The sequence below is a fragment of the Rhizobium sp. BK176 genome, from assembly GCF_024808055.1.
Genome location: NZ_JANUBV010000016.1, coordinates 36244 through 54067 on the forward strand (window position 1 = coordinate 36244; position 17824 = coordinate 54067).

The 17824-nt window shown below is 61.5% G+C and carries 13 protein-coding genes; 11 read left to right on the forward strand and 2 right to left on the reverse strand.

Going from position 1 to position 17824, the window contains the following annotated elements:
* Window positions 1-186 precede the first annotated feature (186 nt).
* Both FHT76_RS31260 and FHT76_RS31265 read left to right on the forward strand, forming a co-directional pair.
* Window positions 187-1908, forward strand: coding sequence for an adenylate/guanylate cyclase domain-containing protein (locus FHT76_RS31260; RefSeq protein ID WP_183757329.1), 1722 nt, complete (start codon window positions 187-189; stop codon window positions 1906-1908).
* Complete coding sequence (locus FHT76_RS31265) at window positions 1905-2789, forward strand: FkbM family methyltransferase (RefSeq protein ID WP_183757330.1); 885 nt, start codon at window positions 1905-1907, stop codon at window positions 2787-2789. Before FHT76_RS31260 ends, FHT76_RS31265 begins: the two co-directional genes overlap by 4 nt.
* Before the next feature lie 239 nt (window positions 2790-3028).
* Here the strand turns inward: FHT76_RS31265 and FHT76_RS31270 are convergent, their stop codons facing one another.
* Complete coding sequence (locus tag FHT76_RS31270) at window positions 3029-3508, reverse strand: class I SAM-dependent methyltransferase (protein ID WP_183757331.1); 480 nt, start codon at window positions 3506-3508, stop codon at window positions 3029-3031.
* A gap of 126 nt (window positions 3509-3634) precedes the next feature.
* On the opposite strand from FHT76_RS31270, the gene FHT76_RS31275 reads away from it, so the two are divergent.
* Window positions 3635-4813: a DUF3095 domain-containing protein gene (locus tag FHT76_RS31275; protein ID WP_183757332.1), complete on the forward strand. Its 1179-nt coding sequence runs from the start codon at window positions 3635-3637 to the stop codon at window positions 4811-4813.
* Here FHT76_RS31275 and FHT76_RS31280 read toward each other — a convergent pair.
* Entirely contained in the window at window positions 4803-6143 is a 1341-nt protein-coding gene (locus FHT76_RS31280) for a nucleotide sugar dehydrogenase (protein ID WP_183757333.1), read from the reverse strand. The two genes, FHT76_RS31275 and FHT76_RS31280, sit on opposite strands and share 11 nt — an antisense overlap.
* A gap of 466 nt (window positions 6144-6609) precedes the next feature.
* Here FHT76_RS31280 and FHT76_RS31285 point away from each other — a divergent pair, with 466 nt between their 5' ends.
* The 8 genes from FHT76_RS31285 to FHT76_RS31320 all read left to right on the forward strand — a co-directional run bounded on the left by FHT76_RS31285 (window position 6610) and on the right by FHT76_RS31320 (window position 17767).
* The gene (locus FHT76_RS31285) at window positions 6610-7971 is read left to right on the forward strand and encodes an adenylate/guanylate cyclase domain-containing protein (protein WP_183757334.1); all 1362 of its coding nucleotides are present in this window, start codon (window positions 6610-6612) and stop codon (window positions 7969-7971) included.
* Between the two features lie 134 nt (window positions 7972-8105).
* Complete coding sequence (locus FHT76_RS31290) at window positions 8106-9998, forward strand: ABC transporter ATP-binding protein (RefSeq protein ID WP_183757335.1); 1893 nt, start codon at window positions 8106-8108, stop codon at window positions 9996-9998.
* Window positions 9992-11905: an ABC transporter substrate-binding protein gene (locus FHT76_RS31295; RefSeq protein ID WP_183757336.1), complete on the forward strand. Its 1914-nt coding sequence runs from the start codon at window positions 9992-9994 to the stop codon at window positions 11903-11905. The genes FHT76_RS31290 and FHT76_RS31295 overlap by 7 nt, the downstream gene beginning before the upstream one ends.
* 3 nt (window positions 11906-11908) lie before the next feature.
* Window positions 11909-12907 carry an ABC transporter permease gene (locus tag FHT76_RS31300; protein WP_016557565.1) on the forward strand — a complete coding sequence of 333 codons (999 nt, stop codon included), beginning with the start codon at window positions 11909-11911 and terminating at the stop codon, window positions 12905-12907.
* Window positions 12908-14080 carry an ABC transporter permease gene (locus tag FHT76_RS31305; protein WP_183757337.1) on the forward strand — a complete coding sequence of 391 codons (1173 nt, stop codon included), beginning with the start codon at window positions 12908-12910 and terminating at the stop codon, window positions 14078-14080. It abuts the gene before it with no gap.
* 89 nt (window positions 14081-14169) lie between these two features.
* On the forward strand, window positions 14170-15378 hold the full coding sequence (locus FHT76_RS31310; RefSeq protein WP_183757338.1) for a glycosyltransferase family protein: 1209 nt from the start codon (window positions 14170-14172) through the stop codon (window positions 15376-15378).
* Between the two features lie 11 nt (window positions 15379-15389).
* Window positions 15390-16637 carry a glycosyltransferase gene (locus FHT76_RS31315; RefSeq protein ID WP_183757401.1) on the forward strand — a complete coding sequence of 416 codons (1248 nt, stop codon included), beginning with the start codon at window positions 15390-15392 and terminating at the stop codon, window positions 16635-16637.
* Window positions 16634-17767: a glycosyltransferase family protein gene (locus FHT76_RS31320; protein WP_183757339.1), complete on the forward strand. Its 1134-nt coding sequence runs from the start codon at window positions 16634-16636 to the stop codon at window positions 17765-17767. The genes FHT76_RS31315 and FHT76_RS31320 overlap by 4 nt, the downstream gene beginning before the upstream one ends.
* Window positions 17768-17824 lie beyond the last annotated feature (57 nt).

Sequence of the window (17824 nt, forward strand, 5' to 3'; positions counted from 1 at the left end):
ATGTCTCCGCCGAGACACACTGTTTACAACAGATGCCCGGGCCTGCCGCCGGAAAATACGTTATTGTCAGCATGCCTGCTTTCTGCTGATAGAGTGAAAGGCGTTCGCAATCGCAGCGGCGGCAATTCAACCTCAATTCCGTCATCTCTATTGTATTTGGCACCTGGTATTCAAGAACGGGAATGAATGGCGACAGTCGCTGCCACCGGTATTTTTTCAGAGCGCTCGATCAGAAGGGCCCGGCTTGGCTCCGGGCTTGTCATGTTCCTGTTCGTCCTGCTGCATCTATCCAACCACGCGCTCGGACTGATTTCAGTGTCGGCCGCAGACGACGGGCGACGCATCTTCCTGGCGATCTGGCGCAACCCCGTGGGCACCTTCGTGTTCTACACTGCGGTGTTCGTCCATATCTGCCTTGTCCTTCGCTCCGTTTACAAGCGCCGCAGCCTGGTCATGCCGGCAGCGGAGATGGCGCAGATGGTGCTCGGGCTCGCCATTCCGCTGCTGTTGATGGACCATGTGATCGGTACCCGGATCGCCCATACCCTCTTCCACTACCGCGATGACTACGAGACGATCGTTCGCCTGCTCTGGGTCACCTCTCCGGGCGCCGGCTGGCGACAGGTCGTCGCCCTTCTTTTCGTCTGGACCCACGGATGCATCGGCCTGCATTTCTGGCTGCGCTACCGGCCCTGGTATGACCGTGTCGCCGCGATGCTCCTAGCCGTCGCGATCCTGCTGCCGGTACTCGCCATTCTCGGCTTTATCGAAATGGGTCGAACGATCGCCGAGCCGGCCTACGAGGGCATGGTCAATACCGATCGCTATCGCGACAACCTCAACACGCGCTACTACTCCAACCCCGAGGCGCAGCAGACGATCGCCATGATCCGGGCCGGTCTCTATGGCTCGTTTTCCGCAGCGCTCCTGATCGTTGTCGGTGCCAGGACCTTGAGACGGTGGCGCGAGCGCGTCGACCAGATCACCGTGCGCTATCCAGATGGCGAGGCGATAAGCGTCCCGCGCGGCTTCACGGTTCTGGAGGCAAGCCGTCTTGGCGGAGTTCCGCACTACTCTGTCTGCGGCGGCAAGGGGCAATGCTCGACCTGCCGCGTCCAGATCCTCAGCGACGACAACGACCTGCCGCCTCCCGATAAGCTGGAGCAGTCGACCCTCAAGAGGATCAAGGCGGCCTCTGACGTGCGTCTTGCCTGCCAGTTGCGGCCCACACACGACATCACCGTCGCGCCGTTGCTGGTGGCCGCGCCGGAAAACACATTACCGCCCAACACCCAGGAGACGAGCCCGGGGCGTGAGCGTGAGATCACCGTGCTCTTCTGCGACATCCGCCACTTCACCTCGCTCACCGAGACACGGCTTCCCTTCGATATCGTCTTTCTGCTCAACCGGTATTTCGCGCTGGTCGGCAATGCCGTCGAAAAGGCTGGCGGGCGCATCGACAAGTTCATTGGTGATGGCGCCATGGCGCTTTTCGGCATCGGCAACTCGGCCGAGGACGCGTGTCGCCAGGCGATCGAAGCGGCTGCCACGATCGTCCGTGACATCGCAAAGCTCGATGCGGAGCTGAGAGACGAGCTCATCATGCCACTTCACATTGCTATCGGCATTCATACCGGGCCCGCCGTTGTCGGAACCCTTGGCTATGGCCGAACGCGCAGCGTCACGGCCATCGGCGATACGGTCAATGTCGCAAGCCGCCTGGAGACTGCTGCCAAGGAGTTCAACGCTGCGATCGTCATTTCCGATGCGGTCGCAAGCCTTGCGGGTGCCGACACCACCCATGCGGAAAGCCGCGAAATCAGCGTCCGCGGCCGCGCCCTGCCCTTGAAAGTCTACGTCATTTCGAGCGACAAGGCCGTCAACCTCATCGAAGGAAAAGACAGATGAGCGGCCGCGTCTGGCTGACGGCGAAATTCTGGAGCAGGCGCCTTCGCAAGGCGCGCAATGCTGTCCTGACCAGGCTTTTCGACACCCGCACCGGACGGCGGCTGCTGATCGAGAACATCGGCCCGCGAGTGGTGTCGATGACGGTTGATGCTGGCGATCATCTGATGACGTTTTCGCCGGCCGACTACATCGGGCGGAAGGTGTTTCGCAAGGGACATTTCGAGCGCCAGCATGTCGACCGGCTGCTGGCGGTGCTGCGGGAACGCGGACTTTCGCACCAGCCAAGCTGTCTGCTTGAGATCGGTGGCAACATCGGCACGCAGACCGTCTACTTCGCGCTCAGCGGGGCTTACCGGCGCATCGTCAGCATGGAGCCCGACCCGCGCAACGTCGAATTGCTTCGGAAGAATATCGACCAGAACGGCCTCGATGGGACGGTGACGGTCGTCAACTGTGCCGCGGGAGCGACCACGGGCCGGATCGACTTCTTCATGAACGAAAACAACCACGGCAAGAGCAGTGCCTTCAGGAAAAGCCCCAGCGACCGAAAAATCAGTGTCCCGGTGAGGCCGGTGACTGAGGTTCTCCAGGAGCTTTTGATCAATCCTGCCGATGTCGGTCTCGTCTGGATGGACATTGAAGGCTACGAACCTGTCGCCTGCCGGTCCATGACACCTCTCCTGTCCCGGCGCGTGCCATTCTACATGGAGTTCACGCCGCTCTTTTACGGCCCGCAGCAGACTGGAGAATTCGTAGAGATGCTCGCAGGCTACTACGAGACCTGCCTCGTCTTCTTCGACGACGAGCAACTGCCCCGCGAGATGCGTGTCGTCGATCTCCCCGGCGGCGTCGAGCAGTACGACGTACTCTTCCTTCCCTGATCCAGGACGAGCGATCGACGCTCCCGGTGCGTTTGGTTAAGACCGGTGCCGGGGCGATTGTGGATGTTGCGAACTATCCTGCAAACTCATCTTGATTGTAAGTGGCATCGTGCTGCCACGCTGGAACTTGAGTAATACCCTCGCGGCTGCACTTTGCGAGTTCGCCGAACACCTTCGGCGGGCATCAGATATGGCAAAGATCCGGCGGCGTCTCGACAGTTTCAAACCAGCAGCGCTAATTAGATCCGTCGGTAAAGGTAGTAGCGCCCCTCTTTGACACCAGTCGGCAGTGCGATGGGCTCGAGTTCTGGCCGGTCAAGCGGAAGGCCGCTCACAGCGATCCCGCCTTTGACAAGCACGCCCACCATCAGCTGCGGCAGCCATGTCAGTGTGACGGCATCGATCTCGTCATGCCCGGTGCCGATGTCGGCATGCGCCAGTGCTGCGCCGATGCCGAGAAAGGCCTGGCCGGACTCCCGGATATCGCCCGTCACCATATTTTCTTCCGGTGGTGTCGAGGAGGAATAGGAGCGGACCTCGCGGTCAAAGGCGATGATGCGCCGGTCGGGGAAAAGCTCGCGCAGGTGATCATAGGTCCGTCCGTTGCCGAGGCCGAATTCCAGCACAGGGCCCTGTGCCCCGTTCACCAGGTCGACCACGGCATTCAAAATGTCGCGCTGAGCCGTCAGGCGGCGGATGAAACTGTCCAGGCGGCTCATCTATGCCCTTGTCCATTCACTTAAATTTTCGGTCTGGTGCTATCATATGAAACCCCAGGCCGTCGATTGCCGTAGATGCAAAATCGCATTGCGGTGAGAGCATGGGTCTGTGCTAGGTTTTTGAAGATGAGCGACCTCTCCAACGATCGATTCTACGCCGACGTGCCAGTCTTTGCCGACTTCGAGCGGGTGACCGACACGAGCAATTACCGGCCGCTGCCGGAGGGCTGGTTCCTGGCGGTTGCCGACATTGTCGGATCGACCAAGGCCATCGGCGCTGGCCGCTACAAGGACGTGAACATGGCCGGCGCCAGCGTCATTTCCGCGGTCCTGAACGCGGTGGACAGGGGCGACTATCCCTATGTGTTCGGCGGCGACGGTGCCGTTGTCGCACTCCCACAGGAGTTCGAGACGGCAGCGCGCGCCGCGTTGGCGGCAACGCAGCGATGGGTGGATGAAGAACTCGACCTTGCGCTGCGAATCGCGATCGTGCCGCTTGCGGATATTCGCAAGGAGGGTCTCGACGTGCGTGTGGCGCGCCATGCGGCGAGCGAAAACGTCGCCTATGCGATGTTTGCCGGCGGCGGCGCGTCCTGGGCCGAGCGGCAGATGAAGAACGGTCTTTATGGCATCGAGCCGGCGCCATCAGGGGCTCGGCCCGATCTGACCGGCTTGTCCTGCCGGTGGAATCCGATCAAGGCCCACAACGGCGAGATCGTCTCGATCATAGCCATACCGGCAGAAGATGGCAGGCCGAGCCCGGAATTCCGCAAGCTCGTGACGGAGGTGATTGCGCTGGCGGCAGAACAGGGGCGCGGCGGCCACCCGGTTCCATCAGGTGGCCCCGAGTTTTCCTTTTCGTTCAAGGGTTTCGATCGCGAGGCACGTGCCCTGGCAGCGCCTGGAAAGCGGCTCTGGACGAAGCTCTTCATCCTGTTCCAGAGTATCATGATCGTCCTGCTGCACACGTTCGGCCTGAAGCTTGGCCGTTTCGACGCCCGCCGCTATACCGAGGAGGTGTCCGGCAATTCCGATTTCCGCAAGTTCGACGACGGCCTGAAAATGACGATCGACGTCGATGCTTCGCACCTTGCCCGGATCGAGGCGCTGCTCGAGGAGGGAGAGGCAAAGGGCGTGGCCCGCTATGGGCTGCATCGCCAGTCCTCCGCCTTGATGACCTGCTTCGTGCCGACGCCGATGTCGCACGACCACGTGCATTTCATCGATGGGGCCAGCGGCGGCTACGCTGTCGCCGCAAGCCAGATCTCAGGCAAGACGCTTTCCCCCGCCGACATTACGCCTTGATGATGTGGTCTCCGGCAAGGCCGAGCCGCGCAAAGACGTTGCGCGTATCGACGATCAGCGGCGCGTTGCGGGTGATCGCTGCATAGTCGAGCTGGTCATGATCCGTCGCGACGAGGATTGCGTCATAGGACGCGATGGTTTCGGGGGTGAGGTCGACCGACGCGCGGCCCTTCAGATGCTGATATTCGCGTGTCGAGGGAATCTCGCCGACCAGCGGATCGTGATAGTCAGCCTTCCCGCCACGCTCCTCGATGACCTCGATCAAGCGCAGCGACGGGCTTTCGCGGATGTCGGCGACGTTCTTCTTGTAGGCGAGACCAAGAACCAGCACCCGCGAGCGGCTGAGCGCCTTGCCGGCACGCATGTCGAGCGCCTCGGCGAGCTTGGCGACCACGTAGCGCGGCATGGCCGAGTTGATCTCGCCGGCAAGTTCGATGAAGCGGGTCGGCAGTTCGTATTCGCGCGACTTCCAGGTCAGGTAGAAGGGGTCGATCGGGATGCAATGCCCGCCGAGGCCGGGGCCGGGATAGAATGGCATGTAGCCGAACGGCTTGGTCTTGGCCGCGTCGATGACCTCCCAGACATCGATCCCCATGGCGGCGTAGACCGTCTTCAATTCGTTGACAAGGGCAATGTTGACGGAGCGGAAGATGTTCTCCGTCAGCTTGACCGCCTCGGCCGTTGCGTTGGACGAGACCGGAACGACGGTCTTGACCGCGGCGCTGTAGAACCCAACCATCAGCGAGAGGGCATCCGCGCCGTCGCCGGCGACGATCTTCGGGATGGTCGCTGTGTTGAAGTGCTGATTGCCCGGATCCTCGCGTTCCGGCGAGAAACCAACGAAGAAGTCGGTGCCCGATTTGAGGCCGGTGGTCTCCAGGATCACCTTGACGACATCGTCGGTCGTGCCGGGATAGGTCGTCGATTCCAGCACCACGAGCTGGCCGCTTCTCAGATGCACTGCGATCGACCGGGCCGTTGCCTCGACGAAGGAAAGATCAGGATCGCGGTGGCGGGTGAGCGGTGTCGGAACGCAGATGATGATGACGTCGCAGCCGGCAAGCTCTCCAAAATCTATGGTGGGCGAAAAGCGCTTCTCGTCGATCGCGAGCGCAAGGTCGCCGCTTGTGACGGCATCGATATAGGAGCGTTTCGCGTCGAGCGAGACGACTTTGGCGGGGTCGATGTCGAAACCGGTGACGGCAAAGCCGCTACGGGCAATGGCGATCGCCAGCGGCAGGCCGACATAGCCGAGCCCGATGACACCAGCCCGGGCGGTGCGTGCTTCAATCTTGCGTGAAAGGGCGTCATAGGCGGGGGAACGTGGCAAGGAAGATCTCGCGTGAATGCTGAAGGTTCTCCTGATCTAATGGAAGACCGTGGCAATTGAAACCCGCCTTCAATCGACATGGTTCGATGCCGGAAACCGGCTTTGACAGAGCCACTCTGACAGGCCTTGCGCCGGGGCGGCGAGATGATCCTGTCGCCTGCGGTGAGTGTGACAAAAATGACTCAGCCCGTCCCGGGAGATTCGGTCGGGCCTCAAAAACTGCGCCAAGACCATTGTTCGAAACCTGCGCGCTGCCTATTTACGTGGAGTAACGAAACGAGAAAGGATTGCCTGCCCTGCCCATCACATCAACGGGTTGACAGGTGCCACTGCCGTGCTCCCGGCAGATCGTTGACACTATATTACCGCTCGTCCATCCTCCTCCCCCTCTTGCGCAAAAGATGCTGCAGGCAGGGTTTCTGGCGTTTTTTTGGGTTGGACGTGCTCTATGAGGATATTACCGAGAATGGGCACGATCGAATCCAGCGTCTCGTCTATTTTATTGGACCGGGTTGCCGAATGGCTAACCAATTCCTCCCTTGCCGGCGATGATCTCGAGACCATCGTTCGCGGATTTTGTGAGCGGATCGCCTCCGCTGGCCTGCCGATCGCGCGTGTGCACCTGACCTTCTCGATGCTGCACCCGCTCTACGATGCCTTGAGCTTTACCTGGCGGCGTGCGAGCGGCGTCACGATCGAAGGCTATCGCCACACCGTCGGCCAGAAACCGGACCGCTTTCTGCAGAGCCCGTATTATTATCTCCTCGACAACAACCTGCAGCACATAAGACGCCGCATCCCGGCCGAGGGTCCGGCGGAATTTCCGGTGTTCATCGACCTTAGGCAGGAGGGGATCACCGACTACCTCGCCTTCGTCCAGCCGTTCGGCGACGGGTCGGTGCAGGGGATGATGGGGTCATGGTCGACGGACAGCCATGTAGGCTTTTCCGACGACATGATCGAGGCGCTCCTGCGCATGCAGAACCACCTGGCCGTCGCAGCGAAGATGGCCGTCCTCGGCAAGCTCGCCAATAACATGCTGACCACTTACCTGGGCGGCGATGCCGGCAAGCGGGTGCTGAACGGCCAGATCCGGCGCGGCGACGGCGAGACGATCCGCGCCGCGCTCGTCATGGGCGACATGCGGCAATCGACGGTCTATGCCGAGAAGGAGGGCCGGCAGGCCTATATCGACACGCTGAACCAGTTCTTCGACGCAATCGCCGCGCCCTTCAACCGCAATGGTGGCGAAATCCTGAGCTTCCTCGGAGACGGGTTCCTGGCGGTCTATCCCTGTGGCCGGCACAAGGACCCCTCCAAGATTGCCTGCCAGGCGGCGTTGACGGCTGTTCACCAGGCGCAGGCGCGTGTCGCCGAGCTGAACAGGGAGCGTCTCGAGCAGGGCCTCAGCAAGGTTTCCTACGGCATCGGCCTGCACGTCGGCAACGTGATGTTCGGGAATGTCGGTCTCAAGGACCGGCTGACCTTCTCGGCCTTCGGCTCCGCGGTCAACGAAGTGCAGCGCCTGCAGTCGCTGACAAAGAAATATTCGAGCGAGGTCGTGGCGAGCCAGGCTTTTGCCGGCTACTGCGGCGGCGAATGGCATACGCTCGGCGAGGAAAAGCTGCGCGGGGTCCGCCAGAAGGTTACCGTCCTGCAGCCCCGCATTGCGGCACCGGCGATCCATGTCGAGGAAGGCTTTCACGAGGTGGCGCCGGCAGCGCTTTCGGAAGCCGAGCAGGTCATCATGCTTCATCGCGACGCACGCCGGCAGGCCGTGAAGCCTGCTGTCGAGACGTTCGTCCAGCAGGGTCCCGACGCGCGGTAAAGGGCCGGTCGCCGGCCTTTTCAATCCCTTGAAACGCCCCATTTTTTGCGTGTCCGTCATCAACTGGACACCCTCATTGCGGTACGGTAGTGTGCCTGCACGGGAACAAAGAAAAACTGGGGAATATCATTGGTATGGCGTCCGCCTCGGATCTGTTGCGCATCGAGAACCTCGACATTTCATTCTCGGTTTTCGGCGATCGACTGCGCGTCGTAAGAAACGCCAATCTTCGCATATTGCCAGGCAAGGTGACGGCCCTGGTCGGAGAATCCGGCTCTGGAAAATCCGTCATCAGCCAGGCCGTCATGGGCATCCTCCCGAATGCCGCGACGGCTGAAGGCCGTATCCTGTTTACCGACCCCCTGAACGGCAAGACCACCGACATCCTGAGGTATTCGCGCGACAGCGAGGAAATTCGTGACCTGCGCGGTCGACGCATGGCGACGATCTTTCAGGAGCCCATGACATCGCTGTCGCCATTGCACACGGTCGGCAACCAGATCAGTGAAGCACTTCTGATCCATACGGAAGCCGACAAGAAGGAGGCTCGCGAGAAGACCGAGGAAATGCTCGGCCTCGTTGGCTTTGCCGATCCGAAGCGAACCTTCGACATGTATCCCTTCGAGCTTTCGGGCGGCATGCGGCAGCGCGCGATGATCGCGATGGCCCTGATCTGCAACCCGGCGCTTCTGATTGCCGACGAGCCGACGACGGCGCTCGACGTGACAATCCAGGCGCAGATCCTCGAGCTGTTGCGCGACCTGCAGCACAAGCTCGGCATGGCAATGCTTCTGATTACCCACGACCTCGGCGTCGTCGCCAACATGGCCGACGAGGTCGTGGTGATCTACCACGGCGAGATCATGGAAGCGGGACCGGTCGGTCCGATCTTCCGCAACCCGCAGCATCCCTATCTCAAAGGGCTCATGGCTGCAGTGCCGCATTTCGACATGCGGGAAGGCGAGCGCCTCAAGGCGCTCAGGGATGTTCCCGTAAATCTGGAATCCCTGATCGGCAAGAAGAAGGTGAAGGCCGAGGGACCGGAATTGCTGCTCTCGGTCAACAATCTCTCGAAGAGCTTCAAGACGCGCAATCGCGGCCTGTTCGGAACCCGCCAAGCTGCTGTCGTCCGCGCGGTCGATGATGTCAGCTTCGACATCCGCAGGGGTGAATGCCTCGGGCTCGTCGGCGAATCCGGATGCGGCAAGACGACCGTCAGCAAGATCCTGATGCGGGCCGTGACACCCGATAGCGGTTCGGTGATCTTCAACGACGGCAAGGACGTCATCGATGTTCTCTCTGTCAACGGCGACGACCTGCAGGAGTTGCGTACGAAGGTCCAGATGGTGTTTCAGGACCCGGTGTCCTCGCTGTCGCCGCGCATGACGGTCCGGAACATCCTCAGCGAGCCGCTGGAGATCCATGACCGCGGCAACAGCGACGAGCGCAAGCAGCGCGTCGAGGCGCTGATGGGGGCGATCGGACTGGACCGGCGCTACCTGAACCGCTATCCGCACAGCTTCTCCGGAGGCCAGCGCCAGCGCATCGGCATTGCCCGCGCACTGGCGCTCGGGCCGAAGCTCATCATCCTCGACGAGCCTGTGTCGGCGCTCGACGTCTCGGTCCAGGCGCAGATCCTGAACCTGCTCAAGGACCTGCAGAAGGAACTCGGGCTCACCTACCTTTTCATTTCGCACAACCTTGCGGTCGTCGATTACATGGCCGACCGGATCGCCGTCATGTGCAAGGGACGCATTGTCGAGATCGCGCCCCGCTCGATCATTCTGCGCGATCCTGTCCATCCCTACACGAAGTCGCTTCTGGCAGCCGTTCCCTTCCCCGACCTCGACCGGCCACTCGACTTCGAGGCGCTGCGAAGGAACGGCGCCGCCGACAAGCAGAACTGGGGTGTCACCTTTACGGCTGAACACGACGACGCTTCCGAGCTCGACTACGCCGATCTCGGCAACGGTCACCTTGTCAGGGCCCGCAAGGGTGCGGACGCAAAGGAGCTCCGCTCATGGTAACGCGACGCACATTTCTGACTGGCCTGATTGGCTCGACCGTCCTTCCCGCTGCCGTGAAGGCGGCCTCGGAAGACCGTGACATAGAGCCGGAGTTTTTGCGGGACTGGCTACGGGCCGGTCGCATTCCTCCCATGGCGGACCGGCTGCCGGCACATCCGCGGATCGTCAACATGAGGGCGGCGGGGCGGCAACCCGGCGTTTATGGCGGCACGGTGCGCACGATCATCGGCAGCCAGAAGGACATCCGCTACATGACCGTCTATGGCTATTCCCGCCTGGTCGGTTACGACAAGCACCTGGTGTTCCAGCCCGATATCCTGCTTGGTTTTGAATCGACCGACGATACGGTCTTCACCTTCCACCTGCGCGAGGGACATCGCTGGTCCGACGGCCACCCGTTCACGGTCGACGATTTCCAATACTGGTGGGAGGACGTGATCCTCGACAAGAACCTGACACCGGGCGGTGGCGCGCTCGAGCTCAGGCCGCATGGCAACCTGCCGAAATTCGAGGTCGTCGATAACCTGACGGTACGATACAGCTGGGAGCGGCCGAACCCGATGTTCATGCCGGCCCTCGCCGGCCCGCTGCCTCTCGTGATTTTCGGGCCTGGCCACTACCTCAAGCAGTTTCACAAGAAGTACCAGGACGATTTTCGTCTCTCGGCGCTGATGAAGCAGAACCGGGTCAAGAAGTGGGCGGACCTGCACATCAAGATGTCGCGGGCATCGCGCCCCGAGAATCCCGAGCTGCCGACGCTCGATCCATGGCAGAACACCACCCCCCTGCCCTCGGAACAGTTCGTGTTCGTGCGCAATCCCTTCTTCCACCGGGTTGACGAGAACGGAGTACAGCTTCCCTATATCGACAAGTTCATCCTGAACGTCAGCTCGTCCTCGATCATCGCGGCAAAGGCGGGTGCCGGTGAATCCGACCTGCAGGCCACCGGCGTCGACTTCAACGACTACACCTTCCTGAAGGATGCAGAAAAGCGGTTCCCCGTAAAGGTCAACCTTTGGAAGCAGGTGCGTGGGTCGCGCGTGGCGCTGCTGCCGAACCTAAACTGTGCCGACGATGTCTGGCGCAAGCTCTTCCGCGAAACTCGCGTAAGGCGCGCCCTGTCGCTCGCGATCGACCGGCACGAGATCAACATGGTAGCCTTCTACGGTCTCGGCAAGGCAAGCGCCGACACCGTACTGCCCGACAGCCCGCTCTTCCGGCAGGAATATGCGGATGCGTTCATCGCGCATGACAAGGATCAGGCAAACAAGCTCCTTGACGAGGTCGGGCTGAAGGACCGGGACGACGAGGGGATCCGTCTCCTGCCGGATGGCCGCCGCGCCGAGATCACCGTCGAGACGGCTGGCGAGAGCAACCTCGATACCGATGTCCTGGAGCTGGTGCGCGATCATTGGCGCGAGGTGGGCATCGCGCTTTACACCCGCACTTCGCAGCGCGATGTGTTCCGCAGCCGCGCCATGAGCGGCACGATCATGATGTCGATCTGGTACGGCATCGAAAACGGTGTCGCAACCGCCGACATGTCCCCGGGCCAGCTCGCGCCGACCATGGACGACCAGCTGCAATGGCCACTCTGGGGAATGCATTACCTCTCGGCCGGACAGGAAGGCAGTCCGCCGGACCTGCCCGAGGTCCAGCAGCTCGTCGATCTCCTGAAGCATTGGGGCGATACCATGCGGTTCGAGGAGCGCGAGGTGATCTGGCACCAGATGCTGTCGCTCTATACCCAGCAGGTCTTCTCGATCGGCCTGATCAATAGCACCCTGCAGCCGATCCTGAGCTCGGCAAAGCTCCAGAACGTGCCGACGGAGGCGCTCTATGGCTTCGATCCGACCTCCTATCTCGGCCTCTACATGCCGGATTCCTTCTGGTTCAAGGAGGCCTGAGGAATGCTGAAATATATCCTCTGGCGCATTGCCGCGATGGTGCCGACGCTGTTCATCATCTCGGCACTCGTCTTTACCATCATCGAGCTGCCGCCAGGCGACTTCTTCGAAAGCCAGATCGCCGAACTGCGGGCGCAGGGGGAAAGCGCAAACCTTCAGGAAATCGAGGAGCTCCGCAAGCAGTACGGTTTCGACAAGCCCGAGATCCTGCGCTACTTCTACTGGGTCGGCGGCATGCTGCACGGCGACTTTGGCTACTCCTTCGAATACCAGCTGCCCGTCTCGGAGGTGGTCGGCGATCGCCTATGGCTGACGATGCTGGTGTCCTTTTCGACGATCCTGCTTACCTGGCTGATCGCCTTCCCGATCGGCATCTATTCGGCAACCCACCAGTATAGCTGGGGTGATTACGGCCTGACATTCCTCGGCCTTCTCGGCATCGCCATCCCGAACTTCATGCTGGCGCTGATCCTGATGTACTTCGCCAACATCTGGTTCGGCGTCTCGATCGGGCACCTGATGGACCAGAAGTTCCTGAACGAGCCGATGAGCTGGGAAAAGGCGCGATCGATCCTGTCGCATCTGTGGATACCCGTGATCATCGTCGGCACGGCAGGGACAGCCGGCATGATCCGGCGCCTCAGGGCCAACCTGCTCGACGAGATGCAGAAACAGTATGTCGTCACCGCCCGTGCCAAGGGTCTCCACCCGTTGCGGGCGCTGGTGAAATATCCGCTTCGCATGGCGCTCAACTTCTTCGTTGCCGACATCGGGTCGATTTTGCCATCGATTATTTCCGGCGCGGAAATCGTCGCGATCGTCCTGTCTCTCGAAACGACAGGCCCGATGCTCATCAAGGCATTGCAGAGCCAGGACATGTATCTTGCAGGCTCGTTCCTGATGTTCCTCGCCTTCCTCAACGTGATCGGGGTTCTCGTCTCCGACATCGCACTCGGCTTCCTCGATCCGCGTATTCGCCTGCAAGGCAGGAGCACCAAATAGATGTCGCCCTTGCCACCGCCCGGCGCACCCATGCCACACTACGTCTCCACGGCGCCCTTCGATCCCACCGCGACGGAGGGAATGGGGGCTGCGCAGTCGCGCATCCATCTCGCCTCGCAAAAGCATCTGATGTGGTGGAAGTTCAAGCAGCACCGGCTGGCGCTCGCCTCGGGCGTCTTCCTGCTTTGCACCTATCTGATGATCATCATCGTCGAATTCATTGCGCCCTACGGGCTGCACACCAAGAATGTCGACTTCATCCATGCGCCGCCACAGCGGGTGCATTTCTTCCACAACGGGAATTTCGTCGGCCCGTTCGTCTATGGCCGCAGCATGTCGCTCGACCTCGACACGCTCCATCGGATCTACACCGACAAGCCTGACGATGTGCAGCCGATCCGTTTCTTCTGCCGCGGTGACGGCTACAAGTTCTGGGGACTGGTGAGCATGGACCGGCATCTGGTCTGCCCGGCGGTCGGCGGGCAGATGTTTCTGCTTGGCACCGATCGCCTCGGTCGCGACGTGCTCTCACGCATTTTGTACGGGGCTCGGATTTCGCTGACGATCGGCCTGATCGGCATTGCCATCAGTTTCTGCCTCGGGATCATCATCGGCGGACTTGCCGGCTACTGGGGCGGCATCTTCGACCTGATCGTCCAGCGCCTGATCGAGGTGCTGCAGTCGCTGCCGAGCCTGCCGCTCTGGATGGCGCTTGCGGCAATCATGCCGGTGACCTGGAGCCCGATCGTCATCTATTTCGGGATCACCGTGATTCTCGGGATCATCGACTGGACGGGACTGGCGCGTGCCGTGCGCTCGAAACTTCTGGCGCTGCGCGAGGAAGACTATGTCCAGGCTGCCCAGCTGATGGGAGCGAGCACGCCCCGCATCATCGGCAGGCACCTGGTTCCCGGCTTCATGTCCCATCTGATCGCCTCGGCGACGATTTCGATCCCGGGCATGATTCTCGGCGAGACGGCACTGAGTTTCCTTGGACTGGGTCTGCGCCCGCCGATCACCAGCTGGGGTATTCTCCTGACCGAGGCGAAGAGCGTAAGTGTCATCGCGTTCTATCCATGGTTGTTATTTCCGATTATACCGGTCGTTCTGGTAATTTTGGCGTTCAACTTTCTGGGAGACGGCTTGCGTGATGCGGCAGATCCCTACAAATAGCGGCCAGCCCGGCGGAGCACCGCTCTGTCTGCTGACTGCGAGCGGAAACCGGCGGTGCTAGTATGACATCAAGCGCAGAAGGAGCGCCCATGGCCCGGCGCCTGGAAGATGCCCGTATCCTCATGTACAGCCACGACACGTTCGGGCTCGGTCACCTGCGTCGGTGCCGGGCCATCGCGCATGCCCTGGTCGAGGATTATCGCGGTCTCAACATTCTTATCATTTCAGGGGCGACGATTGCGGGTGCGTTTGATTACCGTGCACGCGTTGACTTCGTGAAAATTCCGAGCGTCATCAAGCTTCGCAACGGCGAATATACGTCGATGGCGAGCCATATTGACCTGCACGAAACGCTCAAGATGCGCGAATCGAGCATTCGCCATACTGCGGAAACCTTCCAGCCCGACATCTTCATCGTCGACAAGGAGCCGATGGGACTGAAGGGTGAAGTCGAGGAAACGCTTGCCTATCTCAAGGCCCGCGGCACAGTACTGGTGCTTGGCCTGCGCGAGATCATGGATGCCTCGCACCTGCTCGATGCCGAGTGGAAGCGCAACGGCATCATGCAGAAGATCGACCAGTACTATGATTCCGTCTGGGTCTACGGCCCGCCGGATTTCTACGATCCGCTGATTGGGCTCGACGTGCCCGCGAGTGTGCGCCGGAAAATGGATTTCGTCGGCTTCCTCCAGCGCAGCGTCTCGTCGAGCAAGACGTCGATCAATGCGCGCTCCGACAACTACATCCTGGTCACGACAGGCGGGGGCGGCGACGGATCGGATCTGGTTCACGATGTCATGAACGCCTACGAGCAGGACGCCAGCCTACAGTTGAAGGCGCTCGTTGTCCTCGGGCCGTACATGCCGGCGGCCGAACGTTCCAAGCTCGTCGCCAAGGGTTCGCGCATTCCCTATATCGAGGTCATCGAGTTCGACAATCACATGGAAGAGCTGATCGTCGGTGCCACCGGTGTCGTCGCCATGGGTGGCTACAATACCTATTGCGAGATCCTGTCCTTCGACAAGCCTGCTCTGATCGTGCCCCGCGTGAAGCCGCGCGAGGAGCAGTTGCTGCGCGCCCAGCGGGCGAGCGAACTTGGTCTCATCGACATGCTTCTGCCGGACCAGTCCGCGGATCCGGCCGTGATGTCCGAAGCGCTCAAGCGCCTTCCAAATCGCGCACCGCCTTCAGAAAGCGGCTGTACCCTGCAGCTCCAGGGCCTTGATCACATCTCTGAGACCGTCGGTCGCTGGCTGGATGGCCGCGGCCGCCACCTGTCGGTCGTCGGGGCCGAGTAAAGTCCAGGATCCTGATGCAACGCCGCAAGATTCTCGTCGTTCTGAAAGGCTATCCGCGCCTCTCGGAAACCTTTATCGCGCAGGAACTGCTCGGCCTGGAGAAGGCCGGCTTCGACCTGACGCTGATCTCGATGCGTCGGCCCACGGACAAGAAGCGTCATCCGGTCCATGACGAGATCAAGGCCCGCGTCATCTACCTTCCGGAGTACCTCCACGAGGAGCCGTTGCGCGTCCTGAAGGGCCTTATTGCGAGCTTTGGCAAGCCGGGGATAAAGGCGCTTTGGAAGCGGTTCCTGAAGGACCTCGGACGCGATGTGTCGCGCAATCGCTTCCGCCGGCTTGGGCAGGCCTTCGTCCTTGGCCGTGAATGGCCTGACAACGGCGGCTGGCTGCATGCGCATTTCATCCACACGCCGGCCTCGGTCACCGAATATGCGAGCATCCTGACCGGCGTTCCCTGGACCTGCTCGGCGCATGCCAAGGATATCTGGACCTCGCCTGACTGGGACCTGCACGAAAAACTCGGCAGCGCCCGCTGGACGGTGACCTGCACGCGCAGCGGATATGACCACATGCGCACCCTGACGCCGCGCAAGGATGCGGTGCATCTGAGCTACCATGGCCTCGATCTCGCACGCTTCGGCCATTTCGCTGGCGCGCGATCGAGGCGCGACGGCGGCGACCCGGCTGATCCCGTGCTTCTCTTGAGCGTCGGGCGCGCGGTGGAGAAGAAGGGCTACGAAACGCTCCTGAGAGCGCTTGCCCTGCTGCCCCCTGATCTCAATTGGCGCTTCGAGCATATTGGCGGGGGAGACAAGCTTTCAAGATTGCAGGCGCTTGCGAGAGAACTCGGTGTAGGCGATCGGGTCACCTGGAAAGGGGCGCTTGCCCAGGAAGATGTGCTCGAGCATTACCGGCGGGCCGATGTCTTCGCGCTTGCCTGTCGCATTGCCTCAGACGGCGACCGCGACGGCCTGCCGAACGTGCTGGTGGAGGCGTCGAGCCAGCGCCTGCCCTGCGTGTCGACATCGGTATCGGGAGTTCCGGAGCTTCTGATTGACGGCGTCAACGGCATGGTCGTGCCGCCGGAGGATCCAGCGGCATTTGCGGCGGCGCTTGCTGCGCTGATTGGCGATCCTACAAGGCGCATGCAGCTTGGCGATGCCGCAGAGCGGCGCGTGCGCGAGCATTTCGATCACCAGGCAAGCATCGACCAGCTTGGACAGCTCTTCGAGGAGGAGTGGCGAAAAGCCTCATGACCAGACAAAGCGTCTTCTTCTACGTCCAGCACCTGCTTGGCATCGGGCATATTGCCCGGGCAAGCCGCATTGCGTCCGCCCTTGTTCGCGACGGCTTCGACGTCACCGTCGTCACCGGCGGCCTGCCGGTCCCGGGCTTTCCGGGTGAAGGCGTCACCACGGTGGAACTGCCGCCAGTCGTGGCGAGCAATGCGGGTTTTACCGGACTTGCGGATGAAAACGGGGTTGCAGCGGACGAGGCGTTTCTTGGCCGGCGTCGGGATATGCTGCTCTCGGCCTACGATCGCGCGAAGCCCGATATCGTCATCGTCGAGGCGTTTCCCTTCGGCAGGCGCCAGATGCGCTTCGAGCTTCTGCCGCTCATCGGGGCGATCGAGCAGTCGCATCCAAGGCCGAAGCTGTTGAGTTCGGTTCGCGATATCCTGCAGGAAAACCGCAAGCCAGGACGCAACGAGGAGACTGCAGCCCTCGTGCGGGATCATTTCGATGGTGTGCTGGTGCACGGCGACCCCGGCTTCGTGCGGCTGGAAGAGACATTTCCGCTGGCTGCCGACATTGCCGCGAAAGTGCACTACACCGGCATGGTGACAGCCCCCCGGGCCGCAGAACCGGCCGAGGTCTTCGATGTGATCGCGTCAGCCGGTGGTGGTGCTGTCGGCATCGACCTGCTTCGGGCGGCAAGCGGGGCGGCGGAAAGGCTTCCGGAAACGTTGCGCTGGCTGTTGATCAGCGGTCCCAATCTTCCGGAGCGTGATTTTGCAGAGCTTGCCTCTGCTGCGCCTCAGAATGTCACGCTCCAGCGCTTCCGCAAGGACTTTCCGTCACTTCTGCGGGGCGCGCGTGTCTCGATCTCGCAGGCGGGCTACAACACGGTCGGCGATCTCCTGCAGGCGGACTGCCGGGCAATCCTCGTCCCCTTTGTTGCCGGCGGCGAGACAGAGCAGACGGTGCGCGCCGAGCGGCTGAGGGCGCTTGGACTTGCCGATATCCTGCCGGAGGCCGGGTTGACGCCGGGGATCGTTGCCGAGGCCGTCGAGACCGCGTTGTCGGCGCTCCGGAGCGGTCCTATGGCTCTCGACCTTGCCGGAGCAGAAAAGACGGCGGCAATCATTCGTTCACTGGCTGGCTGAAACCCTCGCACTTTTCGAAAGTCATGTGATATAAAAAACATCCCGGCGAGAATCGAC

What these genes read in the sequence shown, in the direction of transcription:
- FHT76_RS31275 (WP_183757332.1), top strand. Translation starts at nt 3,635, where the DNA reads ATGAGCGACCTCTCCAACGATCGATTCTACGCCGACGTGCCAGTCTTT.
- FHT76_RS31285 (WP_183757334.1), top strand. Translation starts at nt 6,610, where the DNA reads ATGGGCACGATCGAATCCAGCGTCTCGTCTATTTTATTGGACCGGGTT.
- FHT76_RS31265 (WP_183757330.1), top strand. Translation starts at nt 1,905, where the DNA reads ATGAGCGGCCGCGTCTGGCTGACGGCGAAATTCTGGAGCAGGCGCCTT.
- FHT76_RS31300 (WP_016557565.1), top strand. Translation starts at nt 11,909, where the DNA reads ATGCTGAAATATATCCTCTGGCGCATTGCCGCGATGGTGCCGACGCTG.
- FHT76_RS31260 (WP_183757329.1), top strand. Translation starts at nt 187, where the DNA reads ATGGCGACAGTCGCTGCCACCGGTATTTTTTCAGAGCGCTCGATCAGA.
- FHT76_RS31305 (WP_183757337.1), top strand. Translation starts at nt 12,908, where the DNA reads ATGTCGCCCTTGCCACCGCCCGGCGCACCCATGCCACACTACGTCTCC.
- FHT76_RS31320 (WP_183757339.1), top strand. Translation starts at nt 16,634, where the DNA reads ATGACCAGACAAAGCGTCTTCTTCTACGTCCAGCACCTGCTTGGCATC.
- FHT76_RS31295 (WP_183757336.1), top strand. Translation starts at nt 9,992, where the DNA reads ATGGTAACGCGACGCACATTTCTGACTGGCCTGATTGGCTCGACCGTC.
- FHT76_RS31290 (WP_183757335.1), top strand. Translation starts at nt 8,106, where the DNA reads ATGGCGTCCGCCTCGGATCTGTTGCGCATCGAGAACCTCGACATTTCA.
- FHT76_RS31310 (WP_183757338.1), top strand. Translation starts at nt 14,170, where the DNA reads ATGGCCCGGCGCCTGGAAGATGCCCGTATCCTCATGTACAGCCACGAC.
- FHT76_RS31270 (WP_183757331.1), bottom strand. Translation starts at nt 3,508, where the DNA reads ATGAGCCGCCTGGACAGTTTCATCCGCCGCCTGACGGCTCAGCGCGAC.